Origin of the sequence: Roseobacter sp. SK209-2-6 (assembly GCF_000169455.1) — a bacterium.
In the GTDB taxonomy this organism is placed as follows: domain Bacteria; phylum Pseudomonadota; class Alphaproteobacteria; order Rhodobacterales; family Rhodobacteraceae; genus Pseudophaeobacter.
Window position 1 is genome coordinate 210,001 of record NZ_AAYC01000001.1, and the last position, 13,205, is coordinate 223,205.

Here is a 13,205-nt window from a genome sequence, read left to right on the forward strand (position 1 = left end):
GATGACATGAGTAGCGACAAAGAGTGTGAGAGACACTCTCGCCGAAAGTCCAAGGGTTCCTGCTTAAAGCTAATCTGAGCAGGGTAAGCCGACCCCTAAGGCGAGGCCGAAAGGCGTAGTCGATGGGAACCAGGTTAATATTCCTGGGCCAGGAGGAATGTGACGGATCTCGAAGGTAGTTCATCCTTATTGGATTGAATGGGCTGCTGAGAGGTTCCTGGAAATAGCACCTCCATAAGATCGTACCCTAAACCGACACAGGTGGACTGGTAGAGAATACCAAGGCGCTTGAGAGAACGATGTTGAAGGAACTCGGCAAAATACCTCCGTAAGTTCGCGAGAAGGAGGCCCGGGTCCTACGCAAGTGGAATCCGGGGGCACAAACCAGGGGGTGGCGACTGTTTATTAAAAACACAGGGCTCTGCGAAGTCGCAAGACGACGTATAGGGTCTGACGCCTGCCCGGTGCCTGAAGGTTAAAAGGAGGGGTGAGAGCTCCGAATTGAAGCCCAGGTAAACGGCGGCCGTAACTATAACGGTCCTAAGGTAGCGAAATTCCTTGTCGGGTAAGTTCCGACCTGCACGAATGGCGTAACGACTTCCCCGCTGTCTCCAACATCGACTCAGCGAAATTGAATTGCCTGTCAAGATGCAGGCTTCCCGCGGTTAGACGGAAAGACCCCGTGCACCTTTACTACAGCTTCGCACTGGCATCAGGATTGTGATGTGCAGGATAGGTGGTAGGCATCGAAGCAGGGACGCAAGTCCCTGTGGAGCCTCCCTTGAGATACCACCCTTCGCACTCTTGATGTCTAACCGCGGTCCGTTATCCGGATCCGGGACCCTGCGTGGCGGGTAGTTTGACTGGGGCGGTCGCCTCCTAAAGCGTAACGGAGGCGCGCGAAGGTTGGCTCAGAGCGGTCGGAAATCGCTCGTTGAGTGCAATGGCAGAAGCCAGCCTGACTGCGAGACTGACAAGTCGAGCAGAGACGAAAGTCGGCCATAGTGATCCGGTGGTCCCGAGTGGAAGGGCCATCGCTCAACGGATAAAAGGTACGCCGGGGATAACAGGCTGATACTGCCCAAGAGTCCATATCGACGGCAGTGTTTGGCACCTCGATGTCGGCTCATCTCATCCTGGGGCTGGAGCAGGTCCCAAGGGTACGGCTGTTCGCCGTTTAAAGAGGTACGTGAGCTGGGTTTAGAACGTCGTGAGACAGTTCGGTCCCTATCTGCCGTGGGTGTAGGATACTTGAGAGGAGTTGCCCCTAGTACGAGAGGACCGGGGTGAACGATCCACTGGTGGACCAGTTGTCGTGCCAACGGCAGTGCTGGGTAGCTATGATCGGACAGGATAACCGCTGAAGGCATCTAAGCGGGAAGCCCCCCTCAAAACAAGGTATCCCTGAGGGCCGTGGAAGACCACCACGTCAATAGGCCGGAGATGTAAGCATGGTAACATGCTCAGTTGACCGGTACTAATCGCCCGATTGGCTTGATCTGATCCAGTAAAAGACAGCCAAACAGAAAGCACCAAGCAAGACTTGGACAACACTTGATTGTATTCCTGCGCTCTTGGAAGTGTCACGAAACACCATCGTGACATAACTCGGGTGCGGCTTCTCGCGCAGTTGCCACGCAACTACGCTGCCAGCCGCCAACCGAGAAAATCCAAGAACCGCAGGTTCTTGGATTTTACTCGGTTTGGTGGTCATAGCGAGAGCAAAACACCCGGTCCCATCCCGAACCCGGAAGTTAAGTGCCTTTGCGCCGATGGTACTTGGGCTTAAGCCCTGGGAGAGTAGGTCACCGCCAAACCTAGTAAAATCCAACAATCCTCTCTAAACGATCAATCAAAAATACCTCGCCTGACAAATCTATACGTTAAGTGAGGAAAAACGGGCCCAAAAAGCGATACGCTCAGAAGCCCGTAACCCTGTCCTCAAGCAGCCGAATAGGCGGTAGGACTAACACAGCGTCGCGGGATGGAGCAGCCAGGTAGCTCGTCAGGCTCATAACCTGAAGGTCGTAGGTTCAAATCCTACTCCCGCAACCAAAAACACAACAGAAATAGCAGAATGATAGCGCACAAAGGCGCGCTTTACCCGTTTGGGCCCAAAACTTCGTGGAAGCACCGTGGAAGCAAATTGAGCAAAGTGCTGTTGTGAAGGTACAACACTTTAAACTCTAGCAAACCACTCCTGGTTTATGGTCACTTTCTCAACCATCTCGGTTCGCACACCCGACCTATTCGATTTCACTGAGTCACACAGGTGTTCACCATCTATCAAGTCAATGGCCTTTGCTCCGTCACGGGTCGCCTCCTCCGAGTAAAATGACTGGTAGTGATAGATAGGCCCTTGTCGGCACGGCCTTCCAATGCGCCGCGAAAGTCCCGGATCTCTTTTGAGCCAACGCTGCCCTTGTAACGTTTGCACTGGAAGTAGACCTGGAAGGACACAAGGTTAACCCGCAGAACCGCGACACCATCAATGCCGCCATCACCGGACTTGCCGCGTCCTTCGACCTTCACGAAACCAGCCTCTCGCAACAGTCTTTGTGCCGAGCGGCCGAATGCATCTGGGCCCATGGTTTTCATTACATCCAACAGGCTGGACTTCCAGTCGTTTTGGGTGTCCGGCTCTTCTTCGCTGGTTGTTTCAACCTCAGACGCTTTGCGCTTTTGCTTGTCACGCTTTGCTTGCAGCCGGTCGCGTTCCTTTTGGCGCTTTGCCTTGGCTCGTTCTTTTTCTTCTTGTGTGACCTGATCATAGATCGCGCGCGTCGCGGCAACATCCAGAATTTTGGCCCCAGTTTCCGTCAAGGCCCATACACTACGCGCCGAGTTCTCTAGCGCTCCACCGCGTTTCAAATAGGTGCGCGCCCATGACAGATAGTGATTCACTCGTGGGCCACTGTTATTGGTCATCATGTAGCCCGTTCGGCTTCGGTGACGCCTTCACAGAGAAATCACCTCTTCATCCAGCTCGTGGATCGTGGCAGAGCCGCCCAGTACAATGCGACGAAGACCGAAAGCTTGTTAACACTCGTATTCAGCATGGCGAAATGGATTTGTCACCCGATTTTCAGCGGAATGCCGGGATCTGGAACCTGAAGCAGAAGAGTCGTTTGATCGAATCTCTTTTGCTGAGGATATCTTTGCCTGGGTTCTATGTGGCCAGCGATAGGGAGGAGAACTGGGCCGTAGTCGATGGTCTTCGTTGTAGGGGGCCAATTGCTCATGCTCCATTGCTACCCCACTGGATTCAAGCAGTGAACCCCTCACGCCTTTAGTGAAATATGGCCCCCGAAACCTACCTTGGATGATCTCGATGTGTAGAACGAGTGGTAGCGCCTGCGCTGTGAAGAACTGGCAAACCGGCCCCATTCCGAACAATCGGATCGCACAGTTGCCGAAGTGTTCGAAGTCGAATGCTCCGCGCTGGCTCCCAGGGGCGTGCATCTGAGAGATACGTGGAGAAGAGCGTCCGCGTCCGCTCCACCTGCCTGGTTCAATATGCCAGAAATCGATACAGTGTGCCCTCCCAGTTCGCCAAACAGCATGTGTCGCTGGGGGCTTATGCAGGCCGGATCGTGTTGATGTCGGGCCAAGAAGTCATCGCAGGGCACAAACGTCGCTTCACTCGCAATGTCAGCTATTTTGAGTCCTGGCATAACGCGCCTCTATTGAATCGTAGGCCTGGCGCTCTGCGTGACGGCGGACCTTTTGGGGAATGGCAATTGCTCGGCACGATGCACCTGTTAAGAGAGTGCTACATAACAGGTAAAGGTGGGGCGGGAGTTCGTCGAACCGCTTTTGCTGGCGCAGGATCCTGGGATCGAAGTGGTCGAGACGACTTGCGAACTGGCAGCGGAATATAACATCCTGGTCTTGCCGACATCATCAATCTCCCTCTCGGTACATTGTTTCGCAATGTCCTGCCGGGCAGTGGAGCAACCATTTGGAGGAGTCGCTCATCACACCGCTCAGCGATGCCGATACCTATCTGCAACTGACCTTACGGCCCAGGGCTGATTGCAAGCGCAAGGAGACGCTGTGCTGAGCTGAGGAGAACGCCCTCGTCGACCAAATGATTGCCCTGAGGCTGCACGGGATGACAGCTTTCGCCCAAAACTTGCTGTCCGGACGCAAACCACCAAGTTTGACGGCCGCGATGATGCAGCTGATAGACTCTGAGACTGTAGAACGCCGGGTGCGCTCCATCTGTCAGCTGAACGGCGATTGCTGGCTATCGCCGAGAGGCCAGCATCAAATGCGCATCGCGTTCGGCATTGACCTTGAACCAATGGCGCAAATCCCTCACTTCACTATGCGATCATCGAAAGAGGCAATACGTCCTACCGGTTCGCCAAGAGTAAACAGCGCAGAAAAAATAACCGCCGCGCAAACGAAGCCCACAGGGCGGACGCACTATGTGCGGGCGGATCGCCTGGGGGCTTTACACCAAAAAAGTGGGTAAGATTTAAACACTGAGACCGGGTCAGGCTTGAACGCTCTTTGGCAGCTTGAGTGCTCAAGATACTTGTATCCTCTATTAAGCGTCATAAACCAGCGGACAGCAGCAAGTCTGGGGCTAATTAGGGGGCAGCTGCAACGCTTCCAGTGGTTCCTTGTCTATATCGAGATCAAGCTTACGCCACAGGTATCTTTGATTTTCGCCCTCTAAACGGCAGTACATGTATTGTATGTGCGAGAGGGGGGAGCACTTGCCTTCACCTTCCGCTTCGATCCCGGCCGGATCTATCGGAAAATGGAGAGCCCCGATCACCTCGATCAGCATCCGCTAGGATCAGGACTGGCGACATTCAATGCCTTCTGGTCGCGGCACAGAGTGCTGGTGCCCGTCTCTTTCCAGTCGAGGCCTGTCGGCTGCAATAAATTTTCGACAATCCCACTCGTCTGGCGAAGGGATTTTCTAAAAAGAACCGTCATTGTCAGGCAAATCTGGATCGCCGTGTCGCTATTCTAGGTCCAGTGATTTCGCTTTCCGGTTGCTTGGAAACGCCACCCCATCACGGGTTCAAATCAGAGTCCTAGGCACCCTGCTGCTTCAGCGAACACTTCAACAACCGCGAGCTTTTCGTCTGAGACTTCCTAGGGGGCCAAATTCGCATACCAGCCAGCTACCACACTGGCCACATGAGTTGAATCCCTCAGCGAATTGCGCAAAAGATCCATGCCGGAACACCGTTTCTCTGCCGTCCAGTTTGGATTGCTTCTGGGGATAGAAACTGCTGTACAGGTATCTCTTTTGGCACAGAAATTCGCTTTACGATGAAATTAGTCTTGGGCGAACCGCAGAACCCTTGACGGCACTCTGAATTCTTCATAGGCAAGCCCATCCCTCCTTGGGATGATTCTATGCAGGCCCTTACTGTGTCTGCGAGACCACCTCGTAAATGCTGGACTCTCTGGCGGCACTGCCAAAGTCAAGCGTTGTGAAAAAAGGTTCCGGAACTACGGAACCGCAACGAAAAGGAAAGTGACACGTGGCACGTATTGCCGGCGTAAACATCCCGACTGCAAAGCGGGTACCGATCGCCCTCACTTATATCACCGGTATTGGTCCGACTTCGGCCAAAGCCATCTGCGAAGCCGTGAATATCGACGAAACCCGTCGTGTGAACGAGCTCTCCGACGCAGAAGTTCTGTCCATCCGTGAGCACATCGACGCGAACTACACCGTCGAAGGTGACCTGCGCCGTGAAGTTCAGATGAACATCAAACGCCTGATGGACCTCGGTTGCTACCGCGGCCTGCGTCACCGCCGTAACCTGCCCGTTCGCGGTCAGCGTACCCACACCAACGCTCGCACCCGCAAAGGCCCCGCAAAGGCCATCGCTGGTAAGAAGAAGTAAGGGAGGGTTTGATCAATGGCACGTGATAAGACTCGCGTTAAGAAAAAAGAGCGCAAGAACATCGCCACCGGCGTTGCTCATGTGAACTCCTCGTTCAACAACACCAAGATCCTCATCTCTGACGTTCAGGGTAATGCGATCTCTTGGTCTTCTGCTGGCTCCATGGGCTTCAAAGGCTCGCGGAAATCCACGCCTTATGCGGCTCAGATGGCTGCTGAGGATGCTGGCAAGAAAGCCCAGGATCATGGTGTGAAAACGCTGGAAGTTGAAGTGCAGGGTCCTGGTTCCGGCCGTGAATCCGCACTGCGCGCTCTGGCTGCCATCGGTTTCAACATCACCTCGATCCGTGATGTAACCCCGATCGCACACAACGGCTGCCGCCCACCAAAGCGTCGCCGCGTCTAATACTTAGACCTACGCTGGGGCCCCGCATTTTTGCAGGGCCCCAGTCCGTCATTTTAAACCTCGGGCGTCTGCACCTTCGGACATGGGGTTCAGACAGGAATGGAGGGAAGGCATGATCCATAAAAATTGGGCAGAGCTGATCAAGCCAACACAGCTTGAAGCTAAACCGGGCAACGATCCCGCTCGCCAGGCGACCATCATCGCCGAACCGCTGGAGCGCGGCTTTGGCCTGACGCTCGGCAACGCATTGCGCCGGGTTCTGATGAGCTCGCTGCAGGGCGCGGCTATCACCAGCGTTCAAATCGACAACGTGCTGCACGAGTTCTCCAGCGTTGCTGGCGTGCGTGAAGACGTGACCGACATCATCCTGAACCTCAAAGGCGTGTCCCTGCGCATGGAAGTCGAAGGCCCCAAGCGCCTCTCGATCAATGCCAAGGGCCCGGCTGTTGTCACCGCAGGCGACATCTCCGAGAGCGCCGGCATCGAGGTTCTGAACCGCGATCACGTCATCTGCCACCTGGACGATGGCGCCGATCTGTTCATGGAACTGACCGTCAACACCGGCAAGGGCTATGTCTCCGCTGACAAGAACAAGCCGGAAGATGCACCCATCGGCCTTATCCCGATCGATGCCATCTATTCGCCGGTCAAGAAGGTCTCCTATGACGTTCAGCCGACCCGTGAAGGCCAGGTTCTGGACTATGACAAGCTGACCCTGAAGATCGAAACCGACGGTTCCGTCACTCCGGATGACGCGCTGGCCTATGCTGCGCGCATCCTGCAGGACCAACTGTCGATCTTCGTCAACTTCGAAGAGCCCGAGTCCGCAAACCGCCAGGACGAGGACGATGGTCTCGAGTTCAACCCGCTTCTCCTGAAGAAAGTGGACGAGCTGGAGCTTTCCGTGCGTTCGGCAAACTGCCTGAAGAACGACAACATCGTTTACATCGGCGATCTGATCCAGAAGACCGAAGCAGAGATGCTGCGCACCCCGAACTTTGGCCGCAAATCCTTGAATGAGATCAAGGAAGTGCTGTCGGGTATGGGGCTGCACCTCGGCATGGATGTCGAGGACTGGCCGCCGGACAACATCGAAGATCTGGCCAAGAAGTTCGAAGACACTTTCTAAGCCAAACAATTCAGGGGAGGGGCGACCCTCCCCGAAATGCCCCGGGTGCGGGGGAAGTAGCGGGCATCTGCCCCAAGGAGATCAGCTGACACGCATCGGCTGACAGACAAAGCAAAAACGCAAGACCGAAGGAACACTCCAATGCGTCATAAACGTGGTTACCGCCGCCTTAACCGTACTCACGAGCACCGCAAGGCGCTCTTTGCCAACATGGCAGGCTCGCTGATCGAGCACGAGCAGATCAAAACCACCCTGCCCAAGGCAAAAGAATTGCGCCCGATCATCGAAAAGATGATCACTCTGGCAAAGCGCGGCGACCTGCACGCCCGCCGTCAGGCCCGTGCCCGCCTGAAAGAAGATCAGTATGTCGCCAAACTGTTCGACGTTCTGGGCCCCCGCTACGCTGAGCGTCAGGGCGGCTATGTCCGTATCCTGAAAGCCGGCTTCCGCTATGGCGACATGGCACCGATGGCGATCATCGAATTCGTCGACCGTGACGTTGCCGCCAAAGGCGCCGCCGACAAGGCCCGTGTGGCCGAGCTGGAAGCAGCAGTCGAAGAAGAATAAGACTGTCTGACATCGTCAGACGGCATGACCCCTGTTCCTTTGGAGCGGGGGTTTCTTGTTTAAGAGGCCCTACAATTTGGTTTTCGCTATTACCTCGAAACTAGCAAAACAAAAGAAATACTAACCAGTCCTTCTCCAAAGCAACGACCTGACAATTTGGAAAGATTTGCCTATGAGGTCCTTCCCGGCTGGTAGGCCGGGCAGCGCCTGACCTTCCCCACGAGAAGGCTCTCTGCACCTGCTGAAAGTCGGCCACTGCCCTTGTGCTCTCCAACAAACGCTTCAGTTTAATTGGACGAGGTTCTAAAAGTCCGAAGGCTTAATGCCATGAGACCAGCCGGCTAGGTATTTCGCTATCCATTTCGAAAAGGAAGGGGCGACCCTAGACCTATAGTCAAAATCGTGATCCCAATGATAGATAGGTGCTTTTGCTTGTTTTTCGGATTGAAGATGTTGCTTATCGAAGCAGAATAAATTGCCAAGGCTATCGCTTCCGATTGCTACAAGAGATTCGGGCATACCGATTTTGCACCAGTCCAGGGTCTGCGTAACGATCATCTCAGGCTGATAAAGTTCCGAAAGGTCATGCAAATCAATTTCACGATCGGTAATAGCCGTGAGCAAGGCAAGGGTAGGTTTGGGAAGTCCGAAGCTTAGAACTTGGAACCTGTAGTCCATTGGGAGCTTTATCCCAAGCAGCTGCTCGGCCTGGTCAAGCTGTCCCGGGTCGACCCGCTCTGGCGGGTATTCTTCCAGACACCATTTCTTATTAAAATCTGAGAGCTCATTCATCTTTTTTCTGTGGAGCTTTCTTAAGTTCAGCAGTCTTTCAAACAATTTAGGTTCCAAGCAAAAAGTAAGAAATTGAATACGTGAATACAAAAACAGGCTTGTAATTGTTGCACAACAAACATTCGCATGATCCCTTTGAAAAGGTCAACTTTCCAGATAGACAACCCGCCGAATCTCCGTTAGCGTCACCGGCATGACCCAAACCTATGCTGCAATCTGGTTTTATTTTTATCCGGGCCGACAGGCGGACGGAGGGGTCTTGGCGTGCTGACGACATAAGCGACGCAAAGCAGATACCACACCAACCGCCCTCAGCAGATGGCGGTTTTTTTGTATCCGCCGTCACTCGAGACAGGGCCTCCCGCAAGGAACCTGAGAACCATGACCACCCAAATCGAAAACCTCCGCATCACCGATATGCAGGAACTGATTTCACCGGATGAACTGGCGGAAAAACTGCCCAGCAATGATCTGGCCAGCAAGACCGTGCTGGATAGCCGCGCGGCAATCCAAAAGGTGCTGCGCCGCACGGATGACCGGCTGATCGTCGTTGTTGGCCCCTGCTCGATCCATGATACCAAGGCGGCCCTGGACTACGCAGAGCGGCTGAAGCCGCTGCGGGATGAGCTGGGCGACGCGCTGGAACTGGTGATGCGTGTCTACTTCGAGAAACCGCGCACCATCAGCGGCTGGAAGGGGCTGGTGAATGATCCCAGGCTCGATGGGTCCTTCCGCATCAACGAGGGGCTGGAGATGGCGCGCAAGCTCCTCTTGGACATTAATCAGATGGGTCTGCCGGTGGGGACCGAGTTCCTCGATACTGCCGTACCGCAATACCTGTCGGACCTGATGGCCTGGGCCGCCATTGGCGCACGCACCACCGAAAGCCAGATCCATCGCGAGATGGCCTCAGGCCTATCGTGTCCCGTTGGTTTCAAGAACGGCACCCGTGGCAATGTGCAAATCGCCATCGATGCGGTGCGCTCCTCGGCTCATCCGCATCATTTCATGGCTCTGGCGAAAAATGGCCGCGCGGCGATTGCGGCCACAAGCGGCAACCCCGATTGCCACCTGATCCTGCGCGGTGGTGGCGGCACCAACTATGACGCCGCTTCTGTTGATGCGGCCTGCCAAAAGGCAGAGCAGGACGGCATCCGCGGCCATGTGATGATTGATGCCAGCCATGCCAACAGCGGCAAGGATCCGTTGAAACAGCCCTTGGTACTGCAGGATGTCGGCAATCAGCTGCGCGCTGGCGAACAGCGCATTACCGGCGTGATGATCGAAAGCCATCTGGTGGCGGGGCGTCAGGATCTGGGGCAGGGGGAGCTGACCTATGGTCAGTCCATCACCGATGGCTGTCTCGGCTGGGAAGATACGGTGACAGAACTGCACGGCCTGGCTGATGCGGTTCGGGCGCGCCGCAGCTTGCCGACCCAGATGGCTGGGTAGACCCCTTAGATCTTAGCTTGCGGCATGGCTTGCATTCAAGCGGTGCGGCAAGCATATCCTTTGGGGAAAGCCATTCCGGGAGCCCCCATGATCCGCATCGTCCCTTCTGTCTCTTTGTTCTTGACCCTGGTTTGCGGAATTGCTGCCGCTCCGGCTAGCTTTGCTGAAACTCGCATCCCGCAAACGCAGGCGGAGATCTCATTGGGATTTGCGCCCTTGGTCAAGCAAGCCTCCCCGGCGGTGGTGAATATCTATGCCAAGATCGTCACCCAGGCACGGCAGCGGCAGCGCTCCCCCTTTATGAATGATCCATTCTTTGACGATCTGTTTCGCAATTTCGCCAACCCGCGCCCAAGGGTGCAGAACTCTCTGGGCTCAGGGGTGATCCTCTCTGCGGATGGTATTGTGGTTTCAAACTACCATGTGGTCGGAATGGCGACGGAGATCCGGGTGGTGACCACCGACCGGCGCGAATATGACGCGCGTGTGGTGCTGGCAGACAAGGCCAGCGATCTGGCCATTCTGCAGCTGGAAGAGGCAGAAGGTTTACCACATCTGAACCTGCGCAATAGTGACCAGGTGGAGGTCGGGGAACTCACCCTGGCGATTGGCAATCCCTTTGGTGTGGGCCAGACGGTGAGCAGCGGGATTGTCTCGGGCCTTGCGCGCAGTGGCACTGCATCCGGGGAGGGCATCGGCTATTACATTCAGACAGATGCGCCAATCAATCCGGGCAACTCCGGCGGCGCGCTGATCGATATCAACGGCGACCTCATCGGCATCAATACCCGCATCCTCAGCCGCTCTGGCGGGTCCAATGGCATCGGTTTTGCCATCCCGGCCAATCTAGTTCAGGAGTTCGTCAATCAGGCCCGCGATGGGGCAGAAGATTTCCAACGCCCTTGGGCTGGGATGATGGGGCAGCCGGTGGATGCGGATCTTGCGGCCTCCTTGGGGATGGTATTGCCTGAGGGGATGCTGATTTCCGAGCTGCACAGCGAGAGCCCCTTTTCCAAGGCGGGTTTTCGCGTTGGCGATGTCATCAGCCGTGTGAATGGGCTGGAGGTAAACTCCCCGTCCGAGATGCTCTTCCGCATGTCGGTGGCTGGGCTGGGCGGAACCGCGCAGGTAGAGCGTCTGCGCGGTGAAAACCGTGAGGAAATCTTGGTTGAGATGTTCACCGCTCCGGATAGGCCCGCTGCTGAGCCTATTCAGTTGAACGAGAACAGCGCCTTGCCGGGGCTTACTCTGGGCCGGATCAATCCGCAGATCATTGTCCAACTGCAATTGCCGCTTTCCGCTGAAGGGGTTGCGGTGCTGGACCCTGGCCCCTATGCCGGACGCGCAGGGGTCCTTGCGGGAGATATTCTGTTTGGTATCAACGGAGAACCCGTGGCTGAGCCTGCAGATGTTGCGCGTCTTTTGGCTGATGCTGGGCGCTGGCTTCAGCTGGATCTGAACCGGCGCGGCCAGCGGGTCAGCCTGCGGATGCGCCGCTGAGAGATGCGAGGCCATTGAGGCTTGCCTTTGTCATGGTCCGCAACCGTCTCCGCCGGTTCACCCAAAATGTGAGGTGTCAAATTGTCAGATCTTTTTGATGTTGGTCGTGAGCAGGAAAACCAACCGCTTGCAGCGGCCCTTAGGCCGCGCTCTCTGGACGAGGTGGTTGGACAGAAAACTCTGACCGCCAAAGGGTCGGTATTGCGGCGAAGGATCGCCGCCAATCAATTGGGCAGCATCGTTCTCTATGGTCCTCCGGGCGTGGGTAAGACTTCCATCGCGCGCGCGGTTGGCGAGATGCTGAACAAGGAGTTCAAGCAGCTCCACGCCACGCGTGCAGGGGTCAAGGATATTCGGCAATTGGCGGATGAGGCGCGTATTCGCCCCATTCTGATCTTTGTCGATGAGGTTCACCGGTTCTCGGCGACCCAAGCCGATGATCTCTTGTCCATCTGCGAGGAAGGCACGGCGGATTTCATCGGTGCGACCACTCAGAACCCCTATACTGCGCTGCCAAAGGCTCTTGTTTCGCGCTCAACGATCCTGAAGCTGGAGCCGATCGCGATTGAGGATATGGAAGCCGTGCTGGCCCGGGGGCTCGAACACCTGGCAGAAATGGGTATCGAAGTAGTTCTGGCGCCAGAGCAATTGCGCATCATCGCGGGGCGCTCTGGCGGGGACGCGCGCAGTGCGCTCACAACACTTGAGAGCCTGGCGATCGGGCATGGGGACAGCGGCAGTGTGAAAGTCACCGATGATATGCTGGAGGAAGTCTATCGTGCTGCCCCAGTGAATCATGACCGCTCGGGCGATCAGCACTATGATATCATCTCCGCCTTTATCAAATCGATGCGGGGCGGCGACCCGGAGGCGGTGCTCTATTGGCTTGCACGTCTCATCCATGGTGGCGAAGATCCCCGCTTTATTGCACGTCGGATCATGATCCAGGCGTCGGAAGATGTCGGTCTTGCGGATAATACAGCACTTCAGACTGCAGTGGCCGCTGCACAGGCAGTTGAAATGATCGGATATCCTGAAGCACGGATCATTCTGGCCCATGCGGCCCTGCATGTGACCCGCGCGCCAAAATCGGGATCCGCCAATCATGGGATCTCTGCTGCCCTCAGCGCTGTCGGTAGTGAGCCACCTTTGCCGGTGCCATTGCACCTGCGCGATGCGCATTATCAGGGGGCGGAACAGTTGGGTCATGGCGGCTATCGCAGCCCGCATAACGACCCCAGGGGCTGGGTCGATCAGACCTATGCGCCGGGGATGCAGCCGGGGCGCTTTTATCAAAGTGAAGCGCGCGAGGCTGCAACCTTTGAAAAGCGCGCAGATGAATATTGGGAGCGGGTCACGGGCAGGCCGGTGCCAAAAGCATTTGAGCGGAAGTAGAGGCTGTGGTTCGGGGCATGAGAGCCTAGCATTGGCCGCAAGGCGGGCTTGCAGCCGTAAAACTTGACATCCAAGCGCGCCCGCGC

General features: G+C 56.0%; 11 protein-coding genes, 1 tRNA gene and 2 rRNA genes (1 of these 14 running past the window's edge). 11 read left to right on the top strand and 3 right to left on the bottom strand.

All coding sequences use genetic code 11. The features are described 5' to 3' along the window. The 3 genes from RSK20926_RS01035 to RSK20926_RS01045 all read left to right on the top strand — a co-directional run. Positions 1 to 1,502 (top strand): 23S ribosomal RNA (locus tag RSK20926_RS01035) (it extends 1,333 nt beyond the left edge of the window). Between the two features lie 200 nt (positions 1,503 to 1,702). Next, positions 1,703 to 1,817, top strand: a 5S ribosomal RNA gene (rrf, locus tag RSK20926_RS01040). 161 nt (positions 1,818 to 1,978) lie between these two features. Further along, positions 1,979 to 2,055: transfer RNA gene (locus tag RSK20926_RS01045), tRNA-Met, on the top strand. Between the two features lie 231 nt (positions 2,056 to 2,286). On the opposite strand, the gene RSK20926_RS01050 is transcribed toward RSK20926_RS01045, so the two are convergent. After that, the gene (locus RSK20926_RS01050) at positions 2,287 to 2,928 is read right to left on the bottom strand and encodes a restriction endonuclease (protein WP_198136547.1); all 642 of its coding nucleotides are present in this window, start codon (positions 2,926 to 2,928) and stop codon (positions 2,287 to 2,289) included. Between the two features lie 503 nt (positions 2,929 to 3,431). Here RSK20926_RS01050 and RSK20926_RS23420 point away from each other — a divergent pair. Further along, a complete protein-coding gene (locus RSK20926_RS23420; protein ID WP_442852512.1) occupies positions 3,432 to 3,881 on the top strand; it encodes a Mu transposase domain-containing protein in 450 nt (149 codons plus the stop codon). Between the two features lie 913 nt (positions 3,882 to 4,794). Here RSK20926_RS23420 and RSK20926_RS23425 read toward each other — a convergent pair. Further along, positions 4,795 to 4,971, bottom strand: a complete 177-nt coding sequence (locus tag RSK20926_RS23425) for a transposase (RefSeq protein ID WP_442852514.1) — start codon at positions 4,969 to 4,971, stop codon at positions 4,795 to 4,797. Positions 4,972 to 5,510: 539 nt separating this feature from the next. Here RSK20926_RS23425 and rpsM point away from each other — a divergent pair. The 4 genes from rpsM (at position 5,511) to rplQ (ending at position 7,980) form a co-directional block, all read left to right on the top strand. Then, a complete protein-coding gene (gene rpsM, locus RSK20926_RS01065) occupies positions 5,511 to 5,879 on the top strand; it encodes a 30S ribosomal protein S13 (RefSeq protein ID WP_008203848.1) in 369 nt (122 codons plus the stop codon). 15 nt (positions 5,880 to 5,894) lie between these two features. Beyond that, the gene (gene rpsK / locus RSK20926_RS01070) at positions 5,895 to 6,284 is read left to right on the top strand and encodes a 30S ribosomal protein S11 (protein WP_008203849.1); all 390 of its coding nucleotides are present in this window, start codon (positions 5,895 to 5,897) and stop codon (positions 6,282 to 6,284) included. A 112-nt stretch (positions 6,285 to 6,396) separates the two neighbouring features. Further along, complete coding sequence (locus RSK20926_RS01075) at positions 6,397 to 7,413, top strand: DNA-directed RNA polymerase subunit alpha (protein ID WP_008203850.1); 1,017 nt, start codon at positions 6,397 to 6,399, stop codon at positions 7,411 to 7,413. A gap of 141 nt (positions 7,414 to 7,554) precedes the next feature. After that, positions 7,555 to 7,980, top strand: a complete 426-nt coding sequence (gene rplQ / locus RSK20926_RS01080) for a 50S ribosomal protein L17 (protein WP_037253232.1) — start codon at positions 7,555 to 7,557, stop codon at positions 7,978 to 7,980. A gap of 303 nt (positions 7,981 to 8,283) precedes the next feature. On the opposite strand, the gene RSK20926_RS01085 is transcribed toward rplQ, so the two are convergent. Continuing rightward, complete coding sequence (locus tag RSK20926_RS01085) at positions 8,284 to 8,817, bottom strand: SMI1/KNR4 family protein (protein ID WP_008203852.1); 534 nt, start codon at positions 8,815 to 8,817, stop codon at positions 8,284 to 8,286. A 336-nt stretch (positions 8,818 to 9,153) separates the two neighbouring features. Here RSK20926_RS01085 and RSK20926_RS01090 point away from each other — a divergent pair, with 336 nt between their 5' ends. From RSK20926_RS01090 to RSK20926_RS01100, 3 genes are all read left to right on the top strand, one after another. Continuing rightward, positions 9,154 to 10,224, top strand: coding sequence for a 3-deoxy-7-phosphoheptulonate synthase (locus tag RSK20926_RS01090; protein WP_008203853.1), 1,071 nt, complete (start codon positions 9,154 to 9,156; stop codon positions 10,222 to 10,224). A gap of 87 nt (positions 10,225 to 10,311) precedes the next feature. Then, positions 10,312 to 11,724 (top strand): trypsin-like peptidase domain-containing protein, encoded by a 1,413-nt coding sequence (locus RSK20926_RS01095; protein ID WP_008203854.1) that lies wholly within the window; start codon positions 10,312 to 10,314, stop codon positions 11,722 to 11,724. 81 nt (positions 11,725 to 11,805) lie between these two features. Next, positions 11,806 to 13,119, top strand: a complete 1,314-nt coding sequence (locus RSK20926_RS01100) for a replication-associated recombination protein A (protein ID WP_008203855.1) — start codon at positions 11,806 to 11,808, stop codon at positions 13,117 to 13,119. Positions 13,120 to 13,205: the final 86 nt, after the last annotated feature.

Excerpts from the sequence above, each read along its gene's own strand:
- RSK20926_RS01050 (WP_198136547.1), bottom strand. The coding sequence starts at position 2,928 with ATGACCAATAACAGTGGCCCACGAGTGAATCACTATCTGTCATGGGCG.
- RSK20926_RS23420 (WP_442852512.1), top strand. The coding sequence starts at position 3,432 with ATGCTCCGCGCTGGCTCCCAGGGGCGTGCATCTGAGAGATACGTGGAG.
- rpsK (WP_008203849.1), top strand. The coding sequence starts at position 5,895 with ATGGCACGTGATAAGACTCGCGTTAAGAAAAAAGAGCGCAAGAACATC.
- RSK20926_RS01075 (WP_008203850.1), top strand. The coding sequence starts at position 6,397 with ATGATCCATAAAAATTGGGCAGAGCTGATCAAGCCAACACAGCTTGAA.
- rplQ (WP_037253232.1), top strand. The coding sequence starts at position 7,555 with ATGCGTCATAAACGTGGTTACCGCCGCCTTAACCGTACTCACGAGCAC.
- RSK20926_RS01090 (WP_008203853.1), top strand. The coding sequence starts at position 9,154 with ATGACCACCCAAATCGAAAACCTCCGCATCACCGATATGCAGGAACTG.
- RSK20926_RS01095 (WP_008203854.1), top strand. The coding sequence starts at position 10,312 with ATGATCCGCATCGTCCCTTCTGTCTCTTTGTTCTTGACCCTGGTTTGC.